The 23,012-nt window shown below is 40.2% G+C and carries 23 protein-coding genes; 11 read left to right on the top strand and 12 right to left on the bottom strand.

The features are described 5' to 3' along the window. Positions 1 to 42 precede the first annotated feature (42 nt). A complete protein-coding gene (locus tag H5154_RS19430) occupies positions 43 to 1,395 on the top strand; it encodes a sodium-dependent transporter (protein WP_182719332.1) in 1,353 nt (450 codons plus the stop codon). Between the two features lie 16 nt (positions 1,396 to 1,411). Here H5154_RS19430 and H5154_RS19425 read toward each other — a convergent pair whose 3' ends face one another. Both H5154_RS19425 and H5154_RS19420 read right to left on the bottom strand, forming a co-directional pair. Further along, positions 1,412 to 1,864 (bottom strand): GNAT family N-acetyltransferase, encoded by a 453-nt coding sequence (locus tag H5154_RS19425; protein ID WP_182719331.1) that lies wholly within the window; start codon positions 1,862 to 1,864, stop codon positions 1,412 to 1,414. Between the two features lie 78 nt (positions 1,865 to 1,942). Beyond that, positions 1,943 to 2,686 carry a sporulation protein gene (locus H5154_RS19420; protein WP_145239228.1) on the bottom strand — a complete coding sequence of 248 codons (744 nt, stop codon included), beginning with the start codon at positions 2,684 to 2,686 and terminating at the stop codon, positions 1,943 to 1,945. Between the two features lie 265 nt (positions 2,687 to 2,951). Here H5154_RS19420 and H5154_RS19415 point away from each other — a divergent pair, with 265 nt between their 5' ends. From H5154_RS19415 to H5154_RS19405, 3 genes are all read left to right on the top strand, one after another. Then, positions 2,952 to 4,523, top strand: a complete 1,572-nt coding sequence (locus tag H5154_RS19415) for a cation:proton antiporter family protein (protein ID WP_182719330.1) — start codon at positions 2,952 to 2,954, stop codon at positions 4,521 to 4,523. 286 nt (positions 4,524 to 4,809) lie between these two features. After that, positions 4,810 to 5,091, top strand: coding sequence for a hypothetical protein (locus H5154_RS19410; RefSeq protein ID WP_145239233.1), 282 nt, complete (start codon positions 4,810 to 4,812; stop codon positions 5,089 to 5,091). 116 nt (positions 5,092 to 5,207) lie between these two features. Then, complete coding sequence (locus tag H5154_RS19405) at positions 5,208 to 5,426, top strand: DUF3820 family protein (protein WP_182719329.1); 219 nt, start codon at positions 5,208 to 5,210, stop codon at positions 5,424 to 5,426. Positions 5,427 to 5,597: 171 nt separating this feature from the next. Here the strand turns inward: H5154_RS19405 and H5154_RS19400 are convergent, their stop codons facing one another. The 5 genes from H5154_RS19400 to ilvY all read right to left on the bottom strand — a co-directional run bounded on the left by H5154_RS19400 (position 5,598) and on the right by ilvY (position 9,862). Further along, positions 5,598 to 6,833 (bottom strand): ATP-binding protein, encoded by a 1,236-nt coding sequence (locus H5154_RS19400; protein WP_182719328.1) that lies wholly within the window; start codon positions 6,831 to 6,833, stop codon positions 5,598 to 5,600. Between the two features lie 6 nt (positions 6,834 to 6,839). After that, positions 6,840 to 7,532 carry a response regulator gene (locus H5154_RS19395; RefSeq protein ID WP_145239242.1) on the bottom strand — a complete coding sequence of 231 codons (693 nt, stop codon included), beginning with the start codon at positions 7,530 to 7,532 and terminating at the stop codon, positions 6,840 to 6,842. A gap of 14 nt (positions 7,533 to 7,546) precedes the next feature. Beyond that, positions 7,547 to 7,933: a DUF3019 domain-containing protein gene (locus tag H5154_RS19390; protein ID WP_182719327.1), complete on the bottom strand. Its 387-nt coding sequence runs from the start codon at positions 7,931 to 7,933 to the stop codon at positions 7,547 to 7,549. Between the two features lies 1 nt (position 7,934). Then, positions 7,935 to 8,795 carry a MipA/OmpV family protein gene (locus H5154_RS19385; protein ID WP_182719326.1) on the bottom strand — a complete coding sequence of 287 codons (861 nt, stop codon included), beginning with the start codon at positions 8,793 to 8,795 and terminating at the stop codon, positions 7,935 to 7,937. Positions 8,796 to 8,947: 152 nt separating this feature from the next. After that, positions 8,948 to 9,862 (bottom strand): HTH-type transcriptional activator IlvY, encoded by a 915-nt coding sequence (ilvY, locus tag H5154_RS19380; protein ID WP_145239251.1) that lies wholly within the window; start codon positions 9,860 to 9,862, stop codon positions 8,948 to 8,950. A 164-nt stretch (positions 9,863 to 10,026) separates the two neighbouring features. Here ilvY and ilvC point away from each other — a divergent pair, with 164 nt between their 5' ends. From ilvC to H5154_RS19360, 4 genes are all read left to right on the top strand, one after another. Continuing rightward, positions 10,027 to 11,499, top strand: coding sequence for a ketol-acid reductoisomerase (ilvC, locus tag H5154_RS19375; protein ID WP_182719325.1), 1,473 nt, complete (start codon positions 10,027 to 10,029; stop codon positions 11,497 to 11,499). Positions 11,500 to 11,692: 193 nt separating this feature from the next. Then, positions 11,693 to 13,606 (top strand): methyl-accepting chemotaxis protein, encoded by a 1,914-nt coding sequence (locus tag H5154_RS19370; RefSeq protein WP_182719324.1) that lies wholly within the window; start codon positions 11,693 to 11,695, stop codon positions 13,604 to 13,606. A gap of 81 nt (positions 13,607 to 13,687) precedes the next feature. Further along, positions 13,688 to 14,881 (top strand): tetratricopeptide repeat protein, encoded by a 1,194-nt coding sequence (locus H5154_RS19365; RefSeq protein ID WP_182719323.1) that lies wholly within the window; start codon positions 13,688 to 13,690, stop codon positions 14,879 to 14,881. A gap of 37 nt (positions 14,882 to 14,918) precedes the next feature. Then, on the top strand, positions 14,919 to 15,788 hold the full coding sequence (locus H5154_RS19360) for a M28 family peptidase (RefSeq protein ID WP_259398556.1): 870 nt from the start codon (positions 14,919 to 14,921) through the stop codon (positions 15,786 to 15,788). A gap of 37 nt (positions 15,789 to 15,825) precedes the next feature. Here the strand turns inward: H5154_RS19360 and H5154_RS19355 are convergent, their stop codons facing one another. After that, positions 15,826 to 16,143: a GIY-YIG nuclease family protein gene (locus H5154_RS19355; RefSeq protein WP_182719322.1), complete on the bottom strand. Its 318-nt coding sequence runs from the start codon at positions 16,141 to 16,143 to the stop codon at positions 15,826 to 15,828. 119 nt (positions 16,144 to 16,262) lie between these two features. Here H5154_RS19355 and H5154_RS19350 point away from each other — a divergent pair, with 119 nt between their 5' ends. Then, the gene (locus H5154_RS19350) at positions 16,263 to 16,622 is read left to right on the top strand and encodes an outer membrane protein assembly factor BamE (RefSeq protein ID WP_145239264.1); all 360 of its coding nucleotides are present in this window, start codon (positions 16,263 to 16,265) and stop codon (positions 16,620 to 16,622) included. Between the two features lie 60 nt (positions 16,623 to 16,682). On the opposite strand, the gene H5154_RS19345 is transcribed toward H5154_RS19350, so the two are convergent. Then, on the bottom strand, positions 16,683 to 17,012 hold the full coding sequence (locus H5154_RS19345) for an RnfH family protein (RefSeq protein ID WP_145239596.1): 330 nt from the start codon (positions 17,010 to 17,012) through the stop codon (positions 16,683 to 16,685). Continuing rightward, positions 17,012 to 17,449, bottom strand: a complete 438-nt coding sequence (locus H5154_RS19340; protein ID WP_149981450.1) for a type II toxin-antitoxin system RatA family toxin — start codon at positions 17,447 to 17,449, stop codon at positions 17,012 to 17,014. Before H5154_RS19340 ends, H5154_RS19345 begins: the two co-directional genes overlap by 1 nt. A gap of 146 nt (positions 17,450 to 17,595) precedes the next feature. On the opposite strand from H5154_RS19340, the gene smpB reads away from it, so the two are divergent. Together smpB and H5154_RS19330 are read left to right on the top strand one after the other, a co-directional pair. After that, on the top strand, positions 17,596 to 18,075 hold the full coding sequence (gene smpB / locus H5154_RS19335) for an SsrA-binding protein SmpB (protein ID WP_064666579.1): 480 nt from the start codon (positions 17,596 to 17,598) through the stop codon (positions 18,073 to 18,075). Between the two features lie 189 nt (positions 18,076 to 18,264). After that, complete coding sequence (locus H5154_RS19330; protein WP_182719321.1) at positions 18,265 to 20,859, top strand: TonB-dependent receptor; 2,595 nt, start codon at positions 18,265 to 18,267, stop codon at positions 20,857 to 20,859. Between the two features lie 66 nt (positions 20,860 to 20,925). Here H5154_RS19330 and H5154_RS19325 read toward each other — a convergent pair whose 3' ends face one another. Both H5154_RS19325 and fadR read right to left on the bottom strand, forming a co-directional pair. Beyond that, positions 20,926 to 21,531, bottom strand: coding sequence for a peroxiredoxin C (locus H5154_RS19325; protein ID WP_145239274.1), 606 nt, complete (start codon positions 21,529 to 21,531; stop codon positions 20,926 to 20,928). 270 nt (positions 21,532 to 21,801) lie between these two features. Beyond that, positions 21,802 to 22,515: a fatty acid metabolism transcriptional regulator FadR gene (gene fadR / locus H5154_RS19320; protein WP_149981452.1), complete on the bottom strand. Its 714-nt coding sequence runs from the start codon at positions 22,513 to 22,515 to the stop codon at positions 21,802 to 21,804. Positions 22,516 to 23,012: the final 497 nt, after the last annotated feature.

Here is a 23,012-nt window from a genome sequence, read left to right as displayed (position 1 = left end):
AGATTGTCAGCGCCGTCACTATATAGAGAAGAAAAAATAATTATGAGCGCAGTCAGAGGGGAGTTTAGCTCCCGTTTTGGATTCATTATGGCCGCAGCAGGATCTGCAGTAGGTCTTGGTAATATCTGGGGTTTCCCAACACAGACAGCCAGCAATGGAGGCGCGGCCTTTTTAATTGCTTACCTTGTATTAGCATTTTGTTTAGCTTACCCAGCACTGATGGCAGAGCTAACAATTGGTCGCCATGGTCAAGCCAATGCGGTTAGTTCATTGCGGAAAATTTCAAATAACCCGCTCCAAAAACGTTTTGCGTTTGTGGTCGGTTTTGGCGGTATCATATGTGCCGGACTGATCCTCAGCTTTTATGCCATTGTCGCCGGTTGGATGATCAGTGCCACTCTAGAGCCCATTGCGACTTTAGTGGGCAGTGAGAGCTCTTCAACTTGGTTGAGTGAGCAGTCAATCTCTAGAAACCTTATATTTACTGCTGGATTTATTATTCTTACTGTCGCAATCATTAGCCGCGGAGTAGAAAATGGCATTGAAAAATGGTCAAAACGCCTAATGCCCGCATTGCTGACTATTTTATTTGCACTGATTGTTTATGTGATGATGCAAGAAGGCGCTATGACAGGCCTAAAAGCCTACTTAGTGCCTGATTTCAGCTCTATTTTAGACCCTGAATTACTTGTTAGTGCACTGGGACAAGCGTTCTTTTCGTTGTCATTAGGCACTAGTGTGATGATCATTTATGGCTCTTACATTAGTAAAAAAGAAAATTTAGTTTCACTTGGCGCCTACGTTACCCTGATTGATGTGTTTATTGCTTTTGTTGCTGGGTTACTAATTATCCCTGCGATGTACGTTGCGCAGGCACAAGGGGTGGAAATATTCTCAGCTACTGGAGAGTTGCTTTCTGAAGACACTTTAGTATTTCAAGTATTACCCGCTCTTTTTGATGGCATGGGCACCATTGGCTTATTCGTTGGCTTTGCCTTTTTTGCATTGATGAGTATAGCTGCTCTGACATCATCTATTTCAATGCTTGAAGCACCGGTTTCGTATGCTGTAGAGCGCTTTGATCTTGGCCGTGTAAAAGCCACCTGGTTAATAGGAACGATTATAGCATTGGTGAGCTTTACAATAGTTCTGAACTTTAATGCGCTGTTTGGTTTAGTTATTGCGCTCACAACTAAATTTGGTCAACCTATTCTTGGTTTAATGTGTTGCTTGTTTGTCGGCTGGATTTGGTATCGCAACTCACTATTAAACGAAATACAACAAGGCTGCCCAGAAGTTGCTACCAGCCTATTTTGGAAAATATGGCCATGGTATATTAAATTCATTTGCCCAATTGCAATTGGTTTAGTGTTTGTCAGCTCACTATTAGGCTAACTCAAAAAACCGCTCTTTACACTGAGCGGTTTTTTAAAATCATATCTTGATGTGCAATATTATCTTCTAAATAAGGCTCGCCAATACATTGAAAACCCAGCGACTGATAAAACGCGAGTAAATAGGTTTGCGCGCCAATGTATATATCCTTGTTCGGCCAGTGCGTAAAGCAACACTGGATCGCCTCTTTAACCAATAACGCTGCTAACCCCTTACCTCGTTGTGATTTTTCAACCAGCACGCGGCCAATAGCGCTGTACTGCTCATTTTTCTCATAACAGCGTGCGTATGCAGCTAATTGTTCAGCCTCGAGCCAATAGAGATGCTGAGTTGTTACAGTGCAATCAATATCGTCTAATTCAGGGTATGGGCATTGCTGCTCGACTACAAATACATCGACCCGCGTGCGCATGATAGTAAACAGTACCTGCGCAGACAGTTGAGAAAATGGTTTTGTTGTTAATTGCATAAAAACTCCTAACATAAAAAAGCCCAGTCAATGCAGGGCTATTTACTAAGCTTAGCTAACTAACCGAGCTCTGGATAGCTAGGCAAGCAAACGTTCTAATTGATCACATAAATGCGAAAGATTAACGTGATCATGTTCAATCGTCAGGTCAACATAGCCATCGCCACGAAAACCACGATCAAGCTCAATTAAAACATGAGTTTTATGCGCTTCAGGCACAAACGATAGTTCAATCTCTTGAATACCGAACAAGCTACGGCTATTTGGTTTATATTCCAGCTCTTGATAACAACCTGAGACAGAGTTAAACGTACTAGCGCGTAAGAAGCCCTTTTCAACATCCGCTTTTACCAAGCTAAAACCCAGTTTATCCATCGCTTGCATAAAAGTAGTTACGGCATCATTTGGATAAATATGAAGATGATCTTTATCCGTAGGATCAAGTGCTAAATCAATATCTAAACCTGTTTCAAGCCAAACATGTGATTGGTTATAACCGGCGTTGATTTCGGTGATCGGTGTTTCTGAATGTAAGCGCGCTTCAAACGGAATGTGTTTTTGCTGACCCGGTTCAATTGTACCAATATCGGTTATACGCCACTTATCAATAATATGATTGGTAAAATAAGCACCGTCTTCACCTTCCACTTTTACGCGCGTCATTAATGCTAAATCAAGACCTGTTATTGCTTGGCTAACATCCCCTGCGGTGATCACTATTTGGGCATTAAATAGTTGCCCAGGTTGTAAATGCTCAGTTTCAAGCACGGTATCTACTGTTGCTGCACCAATACCGACTGATGCAAGAATTTTTTTAAACATCTATTTCTCCTTAAGCTTAATTCACCTAAACCTGAATCACGCTTAAATTCCTTTGTTACTGCATCTTAACCATATTTAAAAGCTGCTGTCAGTGAAAAAATAACTATTTTTTATGTTTTTAGCAGAATACCTAACTAAACGAGTGTTTTTCATACGCAGGTATACCCTTATACGCACAATTTATATGCATAATATGCAGGAATGATTTTCAAAAATGCTGATATTTCGCTACACTAGGTAACCAAATGAAGTGATATTAAGAATTATGGAACTATTATATTTTGCTGTCGCATTTGTGTGTGGCTTTGCCGTGTACCAACTTAAACTTCCTCCGCTAATCGGTTTTTTGATTGCTGGCTTTGTACTGAACTTATCTGGCTTTAAAACCACTGAGCTACTTAATACGATTGCTAATTTAGGGATCACGTTATTACTATTTAGTATTGGTCTGAAACTAAAAGTTAGCCATCTTATTAAGCCACAAGTTTGGGCCCCTGCCTCTTTACATATTATTATTAGTAGCGCTATTTTTTGCAGTTTGATGCTGTTCTTAGGCGCACTTTCGTTGCCATTATTTGCAGACCTAAGTTGGCAAAGTGCGTTGCTTGTTGGTTTTGCTTTTAGCTTTTCTAGCACAGTTTTTGCTGTAAAAGTACTTGAAGAACGTGGCGAAATGGCCAGCCTTCACGGCAAAATAGCCATTGGTATTTTGGTTATGCAAGATATCTTTGCAGTGATATTTTTAGCCATCAGCACAGGTAAAATCCCCAACGGTTGGGCTTTTGCGCTATTAGTTGCCTTGCCATTATTACGCCCAGTCATGTTTTGGGTGTTAAATCGTTCTAAACATGGTGAGCTATTACCTTTGTTTGGCTTTTTCTTTGCACTTGTCGTTGGCTATCATGCATTTGAATTTGCAGGCTTGAAAGGTGATTTAGGCGCGTTGATCATCGGTATGATCTTTGCTCCTCATAAAAAAGCCAGTGAGCTTGCAAAATCACTACTTAATTTAAAAGAAATTTTATTAGTTGGGTTTTTCTTAACAATTGGTTTAGGTGCTGATCTGACGCTCAACTCATTACTTATAGCGCTTATTATTGTATTGGTGCTACCAGTCAAAGTTGCCCTGTATTATGTACTAACGAATGCCTTTAAGTTACGCGCTCGTACTTCTTTATTAAGTGCTTTTAGTCTAGCTAACTACAGCGAATTTGGCTTGATAGTCTGTATGGTTGCTGCCAGTAGCGGGTTAATCACCTCTGAGTGGTTGGCTGTTATGGCTATTGCAGTATCAATGACCTTTATCATTGCATCCCCACTAAATAAACGTTCAAACGAAATTTATGTAAAGATCGAAGCTTGGCTCATGCGTTTTGAAAGCCCTACTCGCTTAGCAGAAGAACTTCCTGTGAACTTAAATGACACCAAGATTGTTATTTTTGGTATGGGTCGTATTGGCACCGGTGCATATGAAACAATTAACATCACTCATCCTGGCGTTGTAGCGGGTATAGATATCAAACCTGAAGTGGTCGAAAAGCATGTTACACGAGGTCGTAAGGCACTCTTGGCAGATGCAACCGATCCAGACTTTTGGCAACGGGTAAATCACTCCCATGTAGAGATGATCATGCTCGCGATGCCGAAACATATGCAGAACATTTTTGCTTTAGAGCAATTGCGTGCTTCGGGTTACCAAGGTCAAGTTACTGCCATTGCTAACTATCCAGATCAGCAAAAAGAATTAGAAGATATGGGCGTTGACTCTACTTATAACTTCTATTTAGAGGCCGGTAGCGGCTTCGCTGAGCATGTAAAACAAAAATTATTTCCATAATATAGAAAGGTTCTCAGTACCACAAAAGGTACTGAGAACTATTTTCATTTAATTTTCATATCCTTATATATAGCCGCCTGAAACAACCCCGCAGAAGTCCCCAAATAAGAGTCAAGCGCATTTACAAAGCTTTACATCCAGATTGGCATTTACCCATGAAAAAAGAGTAAACTGCACTTGTTGAGTAATACGTAAGTATCTATTTTTAGCACAAAAAAAGCCATCTCATGTTTGTGTATACGTATTTATCGGCATTTTGTCTTTTGCTATTAAATAAGGTTTTTAGATGAAAAATAAGTTTGCTACACAGTTTCAGACAGTGGCGGATGATGTAAATAACCCAAAACTGGTTGAACTTCAAAATCGCCTTGATGAAATACAAAGAAATGGAATGACAGCGTTAACAATGCGCGCAGTGCTATTTCAAAAAATGCTCGATATATATCAAGTGCCGGAAAATCATTTCTTGCGTGATAGCGAAACACCAAGCCGCATCGATGATCCGTCAATTATAAACAAACTTAAACAACTTGGATTTACCAAAAAGCATCAATATCAGATCCATTAGTAAATTATGAGGGCCTACTCCCCTCATTAAATAGGCTGTTTCTTGCCCGTCACAGCCTATTTTCTCTCTCTCTTTTGTAATACACTTCACGCATAACCTAGCAAACTAAGTTAACCATGGATCCAGAGCTTTTAAAAATAGCGATTAATACAAAAATGCCATTTGGTAAATATGCAGGCCGCCCTTTGCTGTTATTACCAGAACCATACTTAGTCTGGTTTAAGCAGCAAGGATTTCCTCACGGCACACTCGGTGCTCAATTAGCAATGATGTATGAAGTGAAACTCAATGGCTTGGAGCAGATGCTCATGCCGCTTTTAAAAACACATAAATAAATTAAAAGTAATAAATAATGGAACTTACTTAGCAAAGTGAAGTCTACTCTTTTGCTACTTGTTGATTTTGGTTTTAACCGCAGAAAAGCGCCTATTAGGCGCTTTTTTTTTGAGTATCAATTTAGCCACAGATATAGCAATAGAAAAGGAGTTACTTACCCTGAACTCAGGTTACTTAGGCAAATAGATTGTAAATTTGGCGCCACCTAATTCTGAATTCGATATTGCACAGCTACCTTGGTGCCAAGACACTATTTTTGCCACAATGGCTAAGCCAAGCCCAAAGCCTCCAGTCTTTTTATCGCGGCTTTTATCAAGTCGGGCAAAAGGTTTAAACACTGTATCCCATTGTGATTGTTCAATGCCAGGGCCATCGTCTTCGACCGATAAAATTAACTGCTCAGTATTTTCAACTAAGCTAATTCGCACTTCGTGACGAGCATATTTCAACGCATTGCCTACTAAGTTTTGGATACTGCGGGCGATAAAGTGACTGTCACAAGTGTAACTGCATAAAGCTGGTAATTGCATATTGAGTTTTATTTGCGTAGCAAAATCAAGTTTAGTGACAACACTTTCTACTAGCTGCACTAAGTTACATGTTTGCACCGTAAGATTAGGTTGTTGGCTATCAAGGCGAGCATAATCAAGCATTTCTTTAACTAACGACTCTAACTCCACAATATCTAATTGCATGTTATCGATATATTCAAAGGCTTTTTCGTCAGCTACTTTATCCTCAAGCATTGCCAACGCAAATTTTAAACGTGCCAGTGGCGTTCTAAACTCATGCGATACCGACGATGTAAGTTCTTGTTGAGCGGTTAATAAATGCTGAATACGCTGCTGCATAGCACTTAAGGTGTCGGTAATTGGTAAAAAGAATGATTTCGAGGTGGCGCTCAGCTCAAAGTCTTGTGATCCACCAACGGCTTCACAGGCCAGTCGCAACTTAGCAAAATCACGCCACAGTAAAAAACTCCATAAGCCAACAGGGATCCCAACGACACACAATAATAATAGATAAGGCCAAACGGATGAGAATACTGGCGCAGAAACGGTAATTGGACCCACTTGCAATAATTGCTCATTATCAACAACGATATACCAGATAGCTCGCTGTTGTTGATCAAATAGATAAATATAATTATGTAGGTTAAGTTCTTGTTGTTGTTGTGCGGGCAACATTAGGTCTTGTTTTTGTACTATTTCACTTTGAAAGCGAGTGGCTATTTTAGTAAGTCCTTGCGGGGTTTGCGCTAATAGCCATAGGGATTGACCAAACTCATCATCGAGCGCAATTTGTTGTTGACTGTCTTCATAGGGCCAAAGTTGTTCAATTACCCCACTGACTAAAAACAGGGAAACTATAATATACACATATAAACTTGCAAATAGCTTCCCCATTAATAGTTACATACCCCATGCATCGGAGACAAATAAGTAGCCTTGTCCCCAAACGGTTTTAATACGGTATGGTTTATCGCTGTTATCACCTAATTTTTTACGGATCCGAGATACACGTACATCTACGGTGCGGTCTAATCCATCATATTGGCGACCAATCATGTGTTGATGAACATGTTCACGACTTAGTACTTCACCGGAATTTGAAGCTAATAACCACAGTAATTCAAATTCATGGGAAGTGAGGGTGATTTCGTTATTCTTTAAGCGAACAATACGGCTGGTTTTATCAATACATAAATCGCCAAATTGTAATTCCTCTGGCGCTTTTACTGATGCTTGGCCACGGCGTAATAGCGCATTAATACGGGCAAGCAATACTCTTGGCTCAGCTGGCTTAATAACATAATCATCGGCACCAAGTTCCAAACCAATGACTTGATCAAAGTCTTCACCTTTGGCGGTCAACATTAATATTGGTAAGCTAAATTTATCTCTCACTTGACGACAAACACTAAAGCCATCTTTACCTGGCAGCATTACATCGAGGATCATCAAATCAACCGGATTGTTTTCAAGGTAACTAAACACTTCATCGCCACGGTCTAGCACCGCCACTTCAAGGCCATTATTTTCAAGATAGTCACGGGTTAATTGCTGTAACCCTAAATCATCTTCTACAAGTAAGATCTTTGCCATTTGCAGCTCCAAGATTAAAAAAAGCTCCACGGAGAACGTAATCGGCGCCGAGTTGTTTTAGCGCGAGTGCTCTGTACTTCAATGCGTGTTGTCGCCAGTAATTCATCCGTGTGAGGATTGACTAGGGAGTATATGGTTTCAACCTGAACACGCGCTTTATGATTGAATTCTTCTAAGGTAACCTGTTGCCAACATTGCAGTTGTTGATCTTCGCTGTATAAACAAACGTCCATTTTATGGGGCATATTTAAAGCAAATTTTACATCAACATCGCAAAAGTCTTGTTGTTCGGAAACCACACAGACTTTTGGAGTAACTGTTAATATATCTTTTTTTGCGGCAGCTAACTTTGGCCATACCAACAAAAAAATGACGCACGCACCAAGTTGTAAATACTTCATATTAAAAAATATGATCAAACCCTATAAAGGCAGTCAGAGAATACGTTTGTTCAAACAGCGGACTGTCGTCAGCTAAGGCGGAATAATCATAATAAGCCAGATGAAAACGCAATGAGTTGGATCCATTTAAGGGCCAGCGGGCATCTATTTTAGCATAAGGCTGCCAACTACTGCCAACCTCAATTGCACGAACTGGAGACTCTTTTTCTGTTACGCCATAAAAATATGTATTCAGTGCTGCCGATTTATACCAGATGCCAATAGTCGGCTTAATCTGTAACTCACCAATGTTCTTGTGCATTTGCCACTGCAGTGCACTTCGCCACCCGTCATACACTCCGGATACATCAGCTAATGCCTGCACGGAAAATACATGCTGCTGATAGCTATAATGGTAACTCAGGCCAGCATCGAGTGCCCATTTACGTTTATTAAGCTCACGGATATCTAGACTAGGTTGTTGGATTTGAAGTTCATTTTCACTGTTCGTAAATGAACTTTCTGATCTTAATGCAAAAATGTTACTTGGATGCCAATCAACAAAAAAACGAGTTTCCGAATTAAACTCAGTGACTAAATTAAAGGTATGTGGGGAGTCTTGTATCAGGCTATAGCCTAAGCGACCATTATCAAAAAAGAACTGTTCACCGTAATAAGCTATATCTGGGATCAACACTAATGGTAAATCACCTCCACCAGCTAATGGATTTGTTATGACTCCTAATCCCGTGTTAAGGCTCAAGTGCCACTGCCCTGTTGTTATATCCTGCACAGGCTCAATTTCTGATGGCTGTGCAAAACAAGGTACTGTAAGCCATACAGAGATGCAAAGCGCAGTAAGAATATTAACTATCGACTTCATTGTTGTTATTTATGCCAAAAGAGACAACCCAATATCGTTATCATAGCAAGGTATTAATAACTAATCCCTAGACGATTACAATCATTCACACTTTTGATACATATGGAACGATTCAAGGTAAATAAACTTTACATCTGCGTATTTAGACTCGGCTAAGGAGCTAAGCTATTAACGTTTTTCAGTGATTGAGCAATCTCCCATAATGCATTTAACGCGGCATCTGGTAACTCTTTACGTAATACTGCCAAACCAATCTCAAACCCGGCAGGGGCCTCTTTTTGATCACTGATCACCTGAACGCGATCTTTTAATGGGCTATTATCTAAAACAATTTTTGGCACCATGGCAATGCCTAGCCCTAAACTCACCATTGACACCATAGCTTCATGCCCCGCTACTTGCGCATAGATCTTTGCATTAATACCGTGCTTACGCCACCACAGCTCTAACCTTTGACGAGTAAAACCTTGCTCTGGCACTATAAACTCAAGCTCAGACCAATCTATCTTATCGCCAAACTGGGCCAGTTTTTCAGTGAGCAACGACGGAATACGTGGCGCGATAAATACCAAGGATGAATAACCAATACTGGCAAATGCAATTTGCGTCGGTAATTTATCAGGCTTTGCGGCAATTGCCATGGCTTCGTGTCCGTCAAGCACACGGTTTATTGCCACTGCGGGATCGCCAGTATTAAGCTTTATTTCTATATGTTGATGTTGCAAACGCAGTTGCTCTAATAGTTGATGCAAAAAACTATAAGAGGCAGTTACTGAACAGTAAATGCTTACTTTACCGTAAATAGTTTGCTCAGGATTTTGTACATTTGCTCGAAAACGCTGCCAATTAGCTAACGTAGCCGTTGCATAGTCGATAAACGATTCTCCTTCAGCTGTTAACTTTACACTGCGATTATCGCGACTGAATAATGCGACTCCAACTTCATCCTCTAACTGTTTGATATTGCGACTTAAGGTGGGAGCACTTATGTGGCATAACTCGCTGGCACGGGCAAAATGTAAGGTTTTGGCAAGTGCCAGAAAGTAATGTAATCGTTTATGGTCCATAGTGATCCCAATAGTTAGCGGTTATTAATTAAAGCATTTCATTTTTTGAAATACTTTAATGCAAATATATCATTTTACGCAAGGGTAAAAATTCCTTATGGTGACTTTAAGCAAAGCAGCAAGCGCTTGCATCTAACAAATACGAAATTTATAGGATACTAACAATGGCGAATTATTTTAATACTCTTCCTTTACGTGAGCAGCTAGCACAACTAGCACAATGTGAATTTATGGATCCGGCTGAATTTGCCGATGGCGTTGCTGCACTTAAAGGCAAAAAACTTGTTATTGTTGGTTGTGGTGCGCAAGGTTTAAACCAAGGCCTTAACTTACGCGATTCAGGCTTAGACGTATCTTATACATTACGTGATTCTGCCATCATTGAACGTCGCCAATCATTTTTAAATGCATCTGAAAATGGCTTTACTGTTGGTACTTACGAAGAATTAATTCCAACAGCTGATGTTGTTTTAAACTTAACTCCTGATAAGCAACACACAGCCGTTGTTAACGCGATTATGCCGATGATGAAGCAAGGTTCAACACTTGCCTACTCACATGGTTTCAACATTGTTGAAGAAGGCATGCAAGTACGTGACGATATCACCGTAATCATGGTTGCACCTAAGTGCCCAGGCTCTGAGGTTCGTGAAGAGTATAAACGCGGTTTTGGTGTCCCAACTCTTATTGCTGTTCACCCAGAAAATGATCCTCAGGGACATGGTCTAGCCCAGGCTAAAGCTTATGCAGCGGGTACTGGCGGTCATCGCGCTGGGGTATTAAAGTCTTCATTTATTGCTGAAGTAAAATCAGACCTAATGGGTGAGCAAACAATTCTTTGCGGCATGTTACAGACAGGCTCAATTTTATGTTTTGATAAGATGATCGAAAAAGGTATAGATGCCGGTTACGCATCAAAACTAATTCAATACGGTTGGGAAGTTGTTACTGAAGCACTTAAATACGGCGGCGTTACAAATATGCTTGACCGTTTATCAAACCCAGCGAAAGTAAAAGCGTTTGAATTAAGTGAAGAATTAAAAGTAATCATGCGCCCGCTTTACAATAAACACCAAGACGACATCATCGATGGTACGTTCTCTCGTGTAATGATGGAAGATTGGGCGAATGATGATGCAAACCTTTTGAAATGGCGTGCAGAAACAGCTGAAACAAATTTTGAAAAAACCCCTGCCGGTGATGTTGAAATCACCGAACAAGAGTTTTTTGATAACGGTATATTGATGGTTGCAATGGTGAAAGCCGGTGTAGAATTAGCGTTTGAGACCATGACTGCAGCGGGTATTATAGCTGAGTCAGCATATTATGAATCGCTACATGAAACGCCATTAATTGCCAATACCATTGCACGTAAAAAATTATTCGAAATGAACCGCACAATCTCTGATACAGCAGAGTATGGTTGTTACTTATACAATCACGCATGTTTGCCACTGTTACAAGACTTTATGCAAAACATCGATACTGATGTGATTGGTAGAGGCTTAGGCGAGCGCTGTAATCATGTTGATAACCAAACACTAATTGCAATCAACAAGTCGTTGCGTGAGCACCCTGTTGAAATCATTGGTACCAAATTGCGTGGCTACATGTCAGCAATGAAGAAAATTGTTTAACCCTGGAAAGTAACAATTTCGCTTGTTAGAAACCAAGCCCACATGCTAAACGCAGTGGGCTTTTTCATTTTATTAATTTGTCTAAAGACGCCTTAGCGTAAATTATAAACTGAGTACTTACTCTATTAGATGATGAACTGTATGAAAAAAACATGCTAAAATACCCTCATAATTTGTAAAGTCAGTACCCACAATGTCTTATCAAAGTCTCAGTATCACCCGTAAAATCACTATTTTAGGGATCGTCATTGCGTTATCCGTTGCCAGTTTTATTGGTATTACCGCACTGCTATCAGCCAAGACCATTATTGAACAACGGATGATCCAATCAGAGCTGCCAAGTAAATTACAGGCCATCGACAATTACATTAGCTTAGAAATCAATAAATTACTTAGCGCTGCCGAACAACTGTCTAGTAACCAGTTCATTTTAGCGTGGGCAAAAAGTGGCGATAACAATGAGCAAACATTAGTGAGTGAACTAAATCGCGTGGTAAAACAATACGATTTAGCGACGGCTTCCTGGGCTAATCGCGATACAGCACAATATTGGAATCAAGAGGGCTTTCTGCGGGTATTAGATCACCAGCAAGATGGTTGGTTTTTTGATTTTAAAGGTTCCCAGCAGCCCTATTCGATCAGTCTCTACCAAGAGCCTAATGGTGATATGAAAATGTTTGTTAATCATCAACAAACTAATGGTATTGGCTTAACCGGACTGGCAAAAAGTATTGATGATATGCAGGCACTACTGAATAAATTTACTATCGAGCAGACTGGCTTTGTATTTATTACTGACGATAAAGGCGTAATTAAACTCCATCAAGACGTTAATAAAGTAGAAAAAACAAATCTAGATAGCTTGTATGGTCATCAAGTAAGTGGTCAATTATTAACAAGCAATGAATTTAACTTGCAAGAAGTCGAACTCAATGGCGACACTTTTTTCCTTGCGGCGAGTCCAATTAAAAACACTCAACTCTATGTGGTTGCACAAGTACCAAAAGCAGAAGTGTTTGCCGGGATCACCACTTTACAATGGCAAATTTTAAGTTTTGCTATCGCAATTGCGCTGTTGGCATGTATCGTTAGTTTTTTACTGGCTCGTTCGTTAGCTTCACCGCTATCAAAAATGGCAGAGTTATTTACTCGTTTAGGGTCTGGTGATGCCAATCTAGCTTATCGTTTACCTCACAGTGACCAGCCTGAGCTATTAGCATTAACGAATGGTTTTAACCAATTCATTGATAAAATTGAAACCGCTATTGCGCAAGTCTCCCACGAAAGTTTAGAAATTCGTCAAAGCTCAGATCAGGTATTTACTCAAGCCAAGCGTAACTCACAGGCAATGGACAACCAAAAAGAGCAGACTATCTCTGTTGCAGCAGCAATCAACGAAATGGGCGCGACAGTGCAAGAAATTGCCCACAGCGCCGCAACTGCCGCAAAACTTACCGAAGATAGTAAAGCGAATACATTACAGAGCCACCAGCAAGTAGTGCAAAGCCAACAGAGTATTACCGCATTAGCCAGTGATATTGACACAATTGCGGGACAAGTGACTGAGCTTGCCAATAAAACCCAGACTATTGCCAGTATTGTTGACTCTATTCGTGGTATTTCAGAGCAAACCAATTTATTAGCACTAAATGCAGCAATTGAATCAGCACGTGCTGGTGAACATGGCCGCGGCTTTGCCGTAGTTGCGGATGAAGTACGAGCCTTAGCCAACCGTACGTCACAATCAACGACTGAAATTCAATCAATGATTGAAGAGCTCGCGAAAACAGCTACCAATGTGGTTGAACATATTGCCCAGTCCAAAGATAAAGCTCAGTACAGCGTAGCAACAATGCAAAGCTCTGTGCAGTTGCTTGATGCCATTACCAATACCGCTAATGAAATTAATGATATGGCAACCTTGATTGCAACAGCTACTGAAGAGCAAAGTAGTGTGGTTGCTGACGTCGGCCGCAATATTGAACAAATTAGTGAGATCAGCGATATGGCAATGCGAGAACAAATTGATACCGAGCAGGCGATCAAAGGACTTGCAACCAGCGCACAAACCTTAGCAAGTTTAGTCGCCACCTTTGAAAAGCGCTGACACAGTTTGTAACATTTAACATCTACCCCGACTAAAAAACAGACTAAACTTAATAAGTCAGTAATTAGTTGGGGTATGATTATGACAATATTAACGCGGCTTTATAAGCTAGCAGTCATTGTGCTGCTTTTTAGTATCTCTGCCTGTACCAGTGTGAGTAATCAACCAATACTCATCCCGCCACCAGTGACTGAAAACCAATCTTTCACGCTTTACCCAGTAGAAAGTAGTGAACAGATTTTTACCTTAAGCGATACAATAACACAACAACTCGATGCAGCCTTTCCAAGTACTAAACGCAATTTAAACACAACTCGAAAGTTACTAAACTTTTTGTTAGAAAATGGCGATGCATCCTTACTATATCAAGCAGGGGCTACCCTAACCGCCAATCAAGCCTACCGAGATTTAAATGCTAACTGTTTATCATTATCGATTTTGGCCTATAGTATCGCGGAATATTTAGGCATGCAGGGGCAATTTCAAACGGTTCATATTCCTGAGTATTGGGCGCTAAATAAAGGCTATAACTTATTGACTGGGCATATTAATTTGATCGTCACACAGCGTCGTAATAACCACACTAATGTGACTTATGTGTATGACGCAAAAACCTCATTAGTGATTGATTTTGATCCGAACTCGCGAGGTGAGAAATTTCAGACGACCCCCATCAGCAAACAACGAATTACCGCGATGTTTTATAACAATAAAGGGGCAGCGGCAATGCTCAATCAAAATTATGATTTAGCCTATAGCTACTTTTTAGCGGCAACAAAAGCAGATAAATATTACTCTGCTGCATGGGGTAACTTAGCCGTATTACTTCGCCTTGATTCTCAGTATGATAACGCCGAATTAGCCTATAATTATGCTTTGCTGCTTAATAACGACAACAATACAGCACTGGGCAACTTAGCTTTACTGTATCAACTCACCGACCGTCCTGAGCTGGCAGACAAGATTTTATATAAACTTGATTTGAAGCGCCAAAGTAATCCGTATTATCATGTGTCATTAGGAAATAACGCATACCTTGGACAAAACTATCAAGATGCCATCAAGCATTTCAATAAAGCAAAAAGAATTGATGATGATATTCATGATAGCTACTTTGGTCTTGCCCGCACTTATTATCAGTTAGGTGATTTTAAGCAAGCATATCGCCAATTACGTTTGGCTAATAAACATGCCGATTTTGACCATGATAAGCAACGTTATCAAAATAAATTACAGGCACTAAGTGACATGACTGCGCGAGTAATTAATCATTAACTATTTTATTTTGCTATTGAGCCTCAGCTTTTCAACATTGTGCCAAAGTAATAGCAGCGCGCAGCAACAGCTGATCGATGATCTGAGGCATCTAAGCTCTACGGCTCTAAGCGGTAGAAAAACCAATACCGACGGCGCGCATACCAGTGCCCAATACATTAGTACGCGACTGCAAACGCTCGGTTACAATACACAATTACAGCCGTTTAGTTACAGCCATGGCTGGTCTTCAAAAGCAACGGGGCAAAATGTAGTTGCGACTTTAAAACCACCGCACTTAGTCAAGACTCATTTGGTAATTACCGCTCATTATGATCACTTAGGTATGCGTGGTAACACTTTATATGCAGGCGCAAACGATAATGCCAGTGGCGTCAGTGCCTTGTTATTCCTAGCGCAACGCTTCGCACACACAAATCTGCCTTTCCAACTTAGTTTTGTTGCTACTGACGCAGAGGAAAATGGTTTACATGGAGCTGAATATTTTGTTAGTCAATTGCAAATCGACGACAGCGTAAACGTGCTAAATATTAATTTGGATATGTTAGCAGTAAAGCCGCCAAAAAAAATCTTATATGCCTTTGTCTCACATGCACAACGCAGTGCTTTACAAGCACAACTACAGCAGGTGCCTGAGCATAATTTAAAGATAAAAGTAGCTAGTTCATCAACCACAATGAACAGAATGACCCTCGGAGATAGTATTGATTGGCGCCGAGCAAGCGACCATTATGCGTTTGCTAAACCCGGAATTGCTTATATTTACTTTGGCATGGGTCATGACCCCCACCATCATAAAAGTTCCGACCTACTAAATAATATTGACCAAGCGCTTTATATTGATGCAGTTAATTATATTGCCGCATTTATTAGCCAACTTGATATAAACGATATAAACACTCTTTGAGCTAAATTGTAGATAGTAAATATATTTTAAACTGAATTCAGGTTAGCAAAATCCCAGAGCTAACAAACGCTCGCTTTTGTGCCTTACTTAAGCGTTTAATTTTTATCTCAAGCTTGCTGGCTTCACTGCGAGAACCGACTTCACATTGATATATTAAAGTCAGTGGCCCCTTCCCCTTTAAGTTTTTAGCCCCTTTGCCCGCTTGATGTGCTGCAAATCGTTTTGCCACATCCGTGCTGATCCCAGTGTACCAATGCCCTAAACGTGTTTGTACAATATAAAGTGACCACGTGGAGATCTTAGTTGTCATAGTATTTTCAGTAGTAGTTAAACTTTTTGCGGACTCAGAGGTCAAAATTACGCTCCAAACATCGATAGTAAAAATTAAGTCACAAACAATTACTCAAAAGGGTTTTACCTTAGGTGACTAATCGGTATCATGCAGTTTATAAAAAATAAGGATCCAAACAAACAATGCAGTCGTTAAAAACTTTTTCTCTTTGGTTTATCGTTGCTCTGACCTTAAGCGCAACCGCCGGTTGTTCTAGCTGGGTTTATCGTATCAACATCCCACAAGGTAACTTTTTAGAACAAACCGATGTTGACAAGCTTCGTATCAATATGACCCGTGAGCAAGTTCTTTATGTATTAGGTAAACCTGTTGCAGAAGACGCTTTCGATAAAAACACGTGGCATTACTTATATTCTTTTAATCTTGGCCGTGATAACGAACAACGTAAATCACTGACTATTAATTTTGAAAATGAAAAATTGGTATCGCTCAGTGGTGACTATGAACAACCCGCAGAGTTTAATACACCGCTTGAGCAATAACGCTCCAGTTCAGTAAATTACGAAAAGGTTAGCAACAGCTAACCTTTTTTGTTTGAGCTATTATTTAGCTTTATCAAGCGGTCGCCCACCTGTAATTTTATTAGCACGACCTTCGTCTTTAGCTTTTTCTGCACGTTTTCGTCGTGCGTCTTTAGGATCAGCAATTAAAGGACGGTAAATTTCAATTCTATCGCCATCCTCAAGCACTTGCGTAAGCTTGCAGGTACGGTTCCATATTCCTAAGGTTAATGCTAAGCCATCAATTTCAGGGCACTTAGCGAGGATACCTGATTGCATCACGGCATTTTCTGCCGTTGTACCAACTGGTACTTCAACAAGCAAACACGTTGCCGTGGTAGGTAATGCATACACAACTTCAACTTTTATCATCATCGCAGTCCATATACCTGTTTAGCGCGTTGAGTAAATGCATTCACCATGTTTTTTGCAACATCGTTAAATACGCGCCCAAACGCAAGTTCAATTAATTTACTCGCAAATTCAAACTCAAGCTGTAGCTGAACTTTACATGCATTGTCATCCAACACTTGAAAATGCCAACGCCCTTGCAAGGCTTTAAATGGCCCATCAACTAAGCGCAATGTTACTGTATTATCATCTACAAAGGTGTTTTCAGTAGTAAACCATTTTTTTATACCCGCTTTGGAAATTTCCAAACTTGCCGTCATGGTATTACCTTGCTGTGCAATAATTTTTGCATCCGAGCAATGGGGTAAAAATTCAGGATAAGCATCCACATCATTGACTAAATCAAACATTTCTTTGCTGCTATACATTACTAGCGCACTTTTTTCTATTTGTGGCATACTCACTCCCAACTGTGTGGGCGAATTTTAGCAAGCTTTGCGTTTTTCCCCAAACTTTCATGGCGCTTTATTTACAAACACTTTTTTATTAGCAAAAATAAAAAATCGATGTAAAAAGCAGAGCTTTACGTATAATATGGGCCACTATGGCTAAGAAAAATTCATCTAAATCGACAAGTAATACTATCGCGCTAAATAAAAAGGCGCGTCATGAGTATTTTTTACACGACAAGTTTGAGGCTGGTGTTGAACTACAAGGCTGGGAAGTAAAAAGTATCCGAGCTGGTAAAGTAAACATCTCTGAAACATACATTCACCTTAAAAATGGCGAAGCGTTTTTGCTTGGCAGTCAAATACAGCCTCTCAATAGTGCTTCAACCCATGTTATTTGCGATCCATTACGTTATCGCAAGTTATTATTAAGCAGACGCGAGCTGGACCGTTTAGTTGGTGCGACTGAGCGCGATGGCTATTCATTAATCGCCACTGCCATGTATTGGAAAAAATGCTGGGTGAAACTTGAGTTCCACCTCGGTAAAGGTAAAAAAATGCATGACAAACGTGAAGACGGTAAAAACAAAGACTGGTCTCGCGAAAAAGAACGGTTAATGAAGCACAAAGTTTAATCTATCTAAACAACCTCAAAAACGCCTAACCCAGTTAGGCGTTTTTATTTATATCCCTTAAATCCTTCTAACTGTATCAAATATAGTACACCTCTTTACAATTCAATTTGATAACAAACCTGTTACATGGTATTGATGTGTGTGGTTCATTTGACCAGATAAAATTAACATTATAACAAGGATTTAAGGATGAAGAACATACTCCCATTTAAACCTAAGCTAATCGCTTGTGTAACACTTGCACTTTCAACAGCGGGTTATACTTCTCAATCATTTGCTGCGGACGAAGCAAAAAAAGTTGAACGTATTGAAGTGACGGGTTCTAGAATAAAGCGAACAGATATTGAAGGCCCTTCCCCAGTACAATCAATTAGTCGCGCCGATATCGATAATATGGGCTATGACAACTTACAACAATTACTGGAAAGAATGCCTGCTGCTGGTAATGGTACTTTTTCTACTCGCGGTAATAATCAGGATTCGACCGCTAACGGCTCTGCAGCGGTATCGCTACGAGGTTTAGGCGCTGATGCAACACTTGTATTAATTAATGGCCGTCGAGTAGCTATAAGCGCATTTGCGGAGAGTATCACTAACTCATTTGTTGATATTAACAGTATTCCGGTCTCTGCTATCGAACGTATTGATATTCTTAAAGATGGTGCCTCTGCAATTTATGGTTCCGATGCCGTTGCAGGTGTGGTGAATATTATTTTGAAAAAAGACATCGATGGTTTAGAAGTTAATTTAGGTTATGGTGGTACTGACGGCCCTAACTATGAAGAAACCTCAGCAAGCATAGTTTGGGGTACCTCAAACGAAAAAAGCAGTGCGTCTGTGATCATCGATTACTTTAAAAACACCTCTTTATCATCAGATGAAATGGGCCGCTTAGGCACTGCTAATCAAACCGCGAATGGTGGTGAAGATTTCCGTTCATCTCGTGGCTTTCCAGGTACATTTGGCGTGAATGGCGTCCAAACTCCAGATCCAAGTTGTCCTGCAGATCAAATTAGTGGTAGCGATAGTTGTGTGTTTGATTATGGACCCTATGGCTATATTGCCCCAGCTTCTGAACGCGTTGGCGCGATTTCTCAGTTTGAATATAACTTTGATAATGGTATTACTGCCTTTATGGAAATGGCTGTTCAACACAACAATTCAATTGCCGCAGGTGCTCCAACACCATTAGATAAAGATGCAGGTTTAACAGTCCCAGGGAATCATCCAAATAATCCTTTCAATCAAGAAGTAATTATCAACTACTATAGAACTGTTGATGCGGGTGCCCGTCAATGGGATATTGAGTCAGACACTTTGCGATTTGTTGCCGGTCTACGTGGTGAAATTAGCGATTGGAGCTGGGAAGCCGCTGTACAAAAAGGCCGTAGTAAATCAATGCAAACCGGTGATCGTACTCAAGGCTGGGTAAGAACTGATTTTTTACAGCAAGAAATAGATGCCGGCAACTACAACCCATTTGGCGGCACTTATAATGATCCTGCAGTCATTGAACGTATTTCAACCAGCCTAGTTCGTCGTGGTGAATCACATATGACCTCTTTTGATGCCAACATCACTGGCGAAGCGTTTAGTTTTGGTGACAATGTCGTGATGATGGCGGCTGGTATTGAGTACCGTGAAGAGGATGTCAGTGATACCCCTGATGATCAATTTCAGCGAGGTTTAATTTTTGGTACTGAGTCCGTTTCTGCTGCCGCTGAGCGGGACCAATACGCTGCCTATGTTGAATTCTCAATCCCATTAGCTGATAGCTTAGAATTACAACTTGCAGGTCGTTACGATGATTACAGTGACTTTGGTACCACAACCAATCCTAAAGTAGCGCTGCGCTGGGCACCTACTGATGAAATTACTGTTCGCGGCTCTTGGGCACAAGGTTTTAGAGCACCTTCACTAGCACAAATAGGTCTAGGTCCATCAGAGAAAAGTCAATTCTTTATTGATAATTACCGCTGTAGTGCTACAGGTCTTGATTGTAAAGCTCTTGATTACAATATCCAATTTGCTGGTAACCCTGATTTACAAGCTGAAGAATCTGAATCATGGAACGTTGGTTTTATTTGGGCTCCTATGGCTGAACTTGGCTTTAGTATTGATGTATGGAGTATTACTCAAGATAACAAAATTGATGAACAAGCATTCGGCCCAATTTATGACGCAGAATGTAACAACCAAAACAGTACGATTTGTGTTCGCCTAGCCCCAGCCGGAAGCGAAACCCTTGGTGTTATCCAAAAAATTCATAGCACTTTTAAAAATGTCTCTTCGCAGGAAGTGTCTGGTGTTGATTTCTCAGCAAATTATAATCACTCCTTGGATGATCTTGGTTTACTTAAGTTCAACTTAGAATGGTCCTATCAAGACAAGTTTGAAAAAGACGGTCGCGATTATACTGGTGAATATGGTTACCCTGAACACCGCTGGATGTTCTCAACTAATTGGGAGCTTGGTGAATTCAATACTAATGTAAATATCAGCTATGTGGGTGAGTTTGAAGATACGCCTGATATTGATTTTGATGGCACCCTCGATTTTGATAGCAACACGTCAAGAATGGTTGATTCACAAGTCTTAGTTGATTTACAAACGGCTTATCGTATTACCGAATCGACCAAGATCTCGATTGGCGTAAATAACCTATTTGATGAAGAGCCACCATTTGCAATTGGTGATGGTGATGGTGATTTATACGGTTATGCTTCCGCGGTTCACAACCCTCGCGGACGTTATATCTACACCAAAGTGTCATTCGCTTTCTAGCGACTACCCTAAATAAAAAACCCGCCAAATTGGCGGGTTTTTCATATTCTAAAACAAAGGCCTAAATTATAGGTCGCTTTCGTTTTCTGAAAGGAACTTAGCAACGCCTGCTGGGCTTGCATCCATACCTTTTTTACCTTCAGTCCAACCAGCTGGACATACTTCACCGTGCTCAGTGTGAAACGCTAGAGCGTCAACCATACGAAGCATTTCGTCGATGTTACGACCTAGTGGTAAGTCATTTACTACTTGATGACGTACATTACCTTCTTCATCAATTAAGAATGAACCACGAAATGCAACGCCCGCTTCTGGATGCTCAACATCGTATGCTTTACAGATTTCGTGCTTAACATCTGCAACTAGTGCGTATTTAACTGCACCGATACCGCCGTCTGCAACAGCAGTGTTACGCCATGCGTTGTGTGAGAATTGTGAATCGATTGAAACACCAATTACTTCTACGCCACGCTTTTGGAATTCTTCATAACGCTTGTCAAAAGCAATTAGTTCAGAAGGACATACGAAAGTGAAATCTAATGGGTAAAAGAAGATGACTGCTTTTTTACCTTTGATTGTTTCGTGAAGATTGTAGCTATCTACGATCTCGCCGTTACCTAGTACTGCTGCAGCGGTAAAGTCTGGTGCCTGGCGGCCTACTAATACACCCATTTTATTCTCCAAATATTTGAGTTTGCTTTTAATTGCTTACGCAATGCTTGCCTTTAATATGGGATCTAAAAAATAAATACCAAGGGCTAGCATGCATAATTATCAGAATATTTTAGAGACTAAAGACTTAAAATAACAATCGTATTTTCCGATGTCACTCATCGAAAAATACGAACGCGGTGTATCACTCGCTGTTTGTCATTAATAACAGCGAAAAAAAACCTGCATATGCAGGCTCCTTATAGATATAACTACACAGTAAATGCAGAGTTAATCCATGATATTTTCCGGCATATCACCACGGATTTTTTGCCAGATCTCACCTGTTTGATGACCATATTTCCGCATCATTGAAATTGCGCCGTCATGTTCGCGTTTCTCAGCAAGTATGGTTAAATCTTTATAGAATTGACGCGCTAACTGACGCGTGCCTGGATCTGAAAAGTAATGACAGCCAATTTTAGAGTAAAAACCCTTAAAACCATTAAGAATAAGTACATAAATACGGTTATTACCTGCAACAGCCAACTCATGATGTACTTTATAATCATAATCAGCGAAAGCTTGTGCACTATCTTCAAGTTCATCACTTTTTGAAAGAATTTCTATCACGCGATCAGGTGCTAGTTTAATGGCAGCGCGAGTATAGATAGCGCTAATATTAGTACGCGCAGAAAGTAACTGGTCGGTTAACTCGGGCATTTTATCTTCATCAAGACGCGCTAAGGTCTCTAAAATATTAAGTCCTGAGGTTTCCCAAAAGTTATTTACTCGAGTCGGTTTACCGTGTTGGATTGTTAACCAACCATCACGCGCTAAACGCTGCAGTACTTCACGTAAGGTTGTACGAGTAACACCGATTAATTCTGATAACTCTCGCTCAGCGGGAAGAATAGAACCTGGTGGAAAATCACCATTCCAAATTGACTCAACAATGTACTCTTCGGCAAACCCTGCTGGGCTTTTCGCTTTAAAAATTCTCATTCAATTCCCACTTGAGTTACCACATAACATTACTTTAAACGATTAACTGACTGATTGTACCAGATGAAGCCAAACTAACAAGTAAAGTCACTTCATTAATTCACCCACGACGACAGGCTTAAGCCTCTACTCTCGCCACGTTTTTAAAATGGATACAGGCTAATTTATCACTCTTTCAGTGTCGCTTTCTTTTATACTAAATTGAAGGGATTGACCACAAAGAGTAATAGACATTTAACTTCATTATGCACACTATACGGACTGAATAAAAATACCCATTTCGCTATTTCAGCTACACTTAATATAGCGCGGCATATTAAATGGATAAAAGGTACGTGATGTTGTTTATAGCTTTTTTGTTTACACCACGGCTAGACTGAATTAACTTAACCAACAACAGTTATACTTAAATGTACAATAATAAGGAACACCTATGCAACAGAGTGTTTTCAATGCAATTTTTAAGAATTTTTTAGGCTCTGCCCCACAGTGGTATA

It is taken from the genome of Pseudoalteromonas sp. SR44-5 (assembly GCF_014163675.1).
Taxonomy (GTDB): Bacteria; Pseudomonadota; Gammaproteobacteria; order Enterobacterales; family Alteromonadaceae; genus Pseudoalteromonas; species Pseudoalteromonas rhizosphaerae.
This window is presented reverse-complemented; position numbering and strand designations above follow the sequence as displayed.

Coding starts and splice junctions, on each gene's coding strand:
- H5154_RS19350 (WP_145239264.1), top strand. CDS start 16,263: ATGCAGTCGTTAAAAACTTTTTCTCTTTGGTTTATCGTTGCTCTGACC.
- H5154_RS19400 (WP_182719328.1), bottom strand. CDS start 6,833: ATGGGGAAGCTATTTGCAAGTTTATATGTGTATATTATAGTTTCCCTG.
- H5154_RS19330 (WP_182719321.1), top strand. CDS start 18,265: ATGAAGAACATACTCCCATTTAAACCTAAGCTAATCGCTTGTGTAACA.
- H5154_RS19405 (WP_182719329.1), top strand. CDS start 5,208: ATGGATCCAGAGCTTTTAAAAATAGCGATTAATACAAAAATGCCATTT.
- H5154_RS19420 (WP_145239228.1), bottom strand. CDS start 2,686: ATGTTTAAAAAAATTCTTGCATCAGTCGGTATTGGTGCAGCAACAGTA.
- H5154_RS19385 (WP_182719326.1), bottom strand. CDS start 8,795: ATGAAGTCGATAGTTAATATTCTTACTGCGCTTTGCATCTCTGTATGG.
- H5154_RS19390 (WP_182719327.1), bottom strand. CDS start 7,933: ATGAAGTATTTACAACTTGGTGCGTGCGTCATTTTTTTGTTGGTATGG.
- H5154_RS19415 (WP_182719330.1), top strand. CDS start 2,952: ATGGAACTATTATATTTTGCTGTCGCATTTGTGTGTGGCTTTGCCGTG.
- smpB (WP_064666579.1), top strand. CDS start 17,596: ATGGCTAAGAAAAATTCATCTAAATCGACAAGTAATACTATCGCGCTA.
- H5154_RS19365 (WP_182719323.1), top strand. CDS start 13,688: ATGACAATATTAACGCGGCTTTATAAGCTAGCAGTCATTGTGCTGCTT.
- fadR (WP_149981452.1), bottom strand. CDS start 22,515: ATGAGAATTTTTAAAGCGAAAAGCCCAGCAGGGTTTGCCGAAGAGTAC.
- H5154_RS19430 (WP_182719332.1), top strand. CDS start 43: ATGAGCGCAGTCAGAGGGGAGTTTAGCTCCCGTTTTGGATTCATTATG.
- H5154_RS19410 (WP_145239233.1), top strand. CDS start 4,810: ATGAAAAATAAGTTTGCTACACAGTTTCAGACAGTGGCGGATGATGTA.
- ilvC (WP_182719325.1), top strand. CDS start 10,027: ATGGCGAATTATTTTAATACTCTTCCTTTACGTGAGCAGCTAGCACAA.
- H5154_RS19395 (WP_145239242.1), bottom strand. CDS start 7,532: ATGGCAAAGATCTTACTTGTAGAAGATGATTTAGGGTTACAGCAATTA.
- H5154_RS19370 (WP_182719324.1), top strand. CDS start 11,693: ATGTCTTATCAAAGTCTCAGTATCACCCGTAAAATCACTATTTTAGGG.
- H5154_RS19425 (WP_182719331.1), bottom strand. CDS start 1,864: ATGCAATTAACAACAAAACCATTTTCTCAACTGTCTGCGCAGGTACTG.
- H5154_RS19340 (WP_149981450.1), bottom strand. CDS start 17,449: ATGCCACAAATAGAAAAAAGTGCGCTAGTAATGTATAGCAGCAAAGAA.
- ilvY (WP_145239251.1), bottom strand. CDS start 9,862: ATGGACCATAAACGATTACATTACTTTCTGGCACTTGCCAAAACCTTA.
- H5154_RS19345 (WP_145239596.1), bottom strand. CDS start 17,012: ATGATAAAAGTTGAAGTTGTGTATGCATTACCTACCACGGCAACGTGT.
- H5154_RS19325 (WP_145239274.1), bottom strand. CDS start 21,531: ATGGGTGTATTAGTAGGCCGCCAGGCACCAGACTTTACCGCTGCAGCA.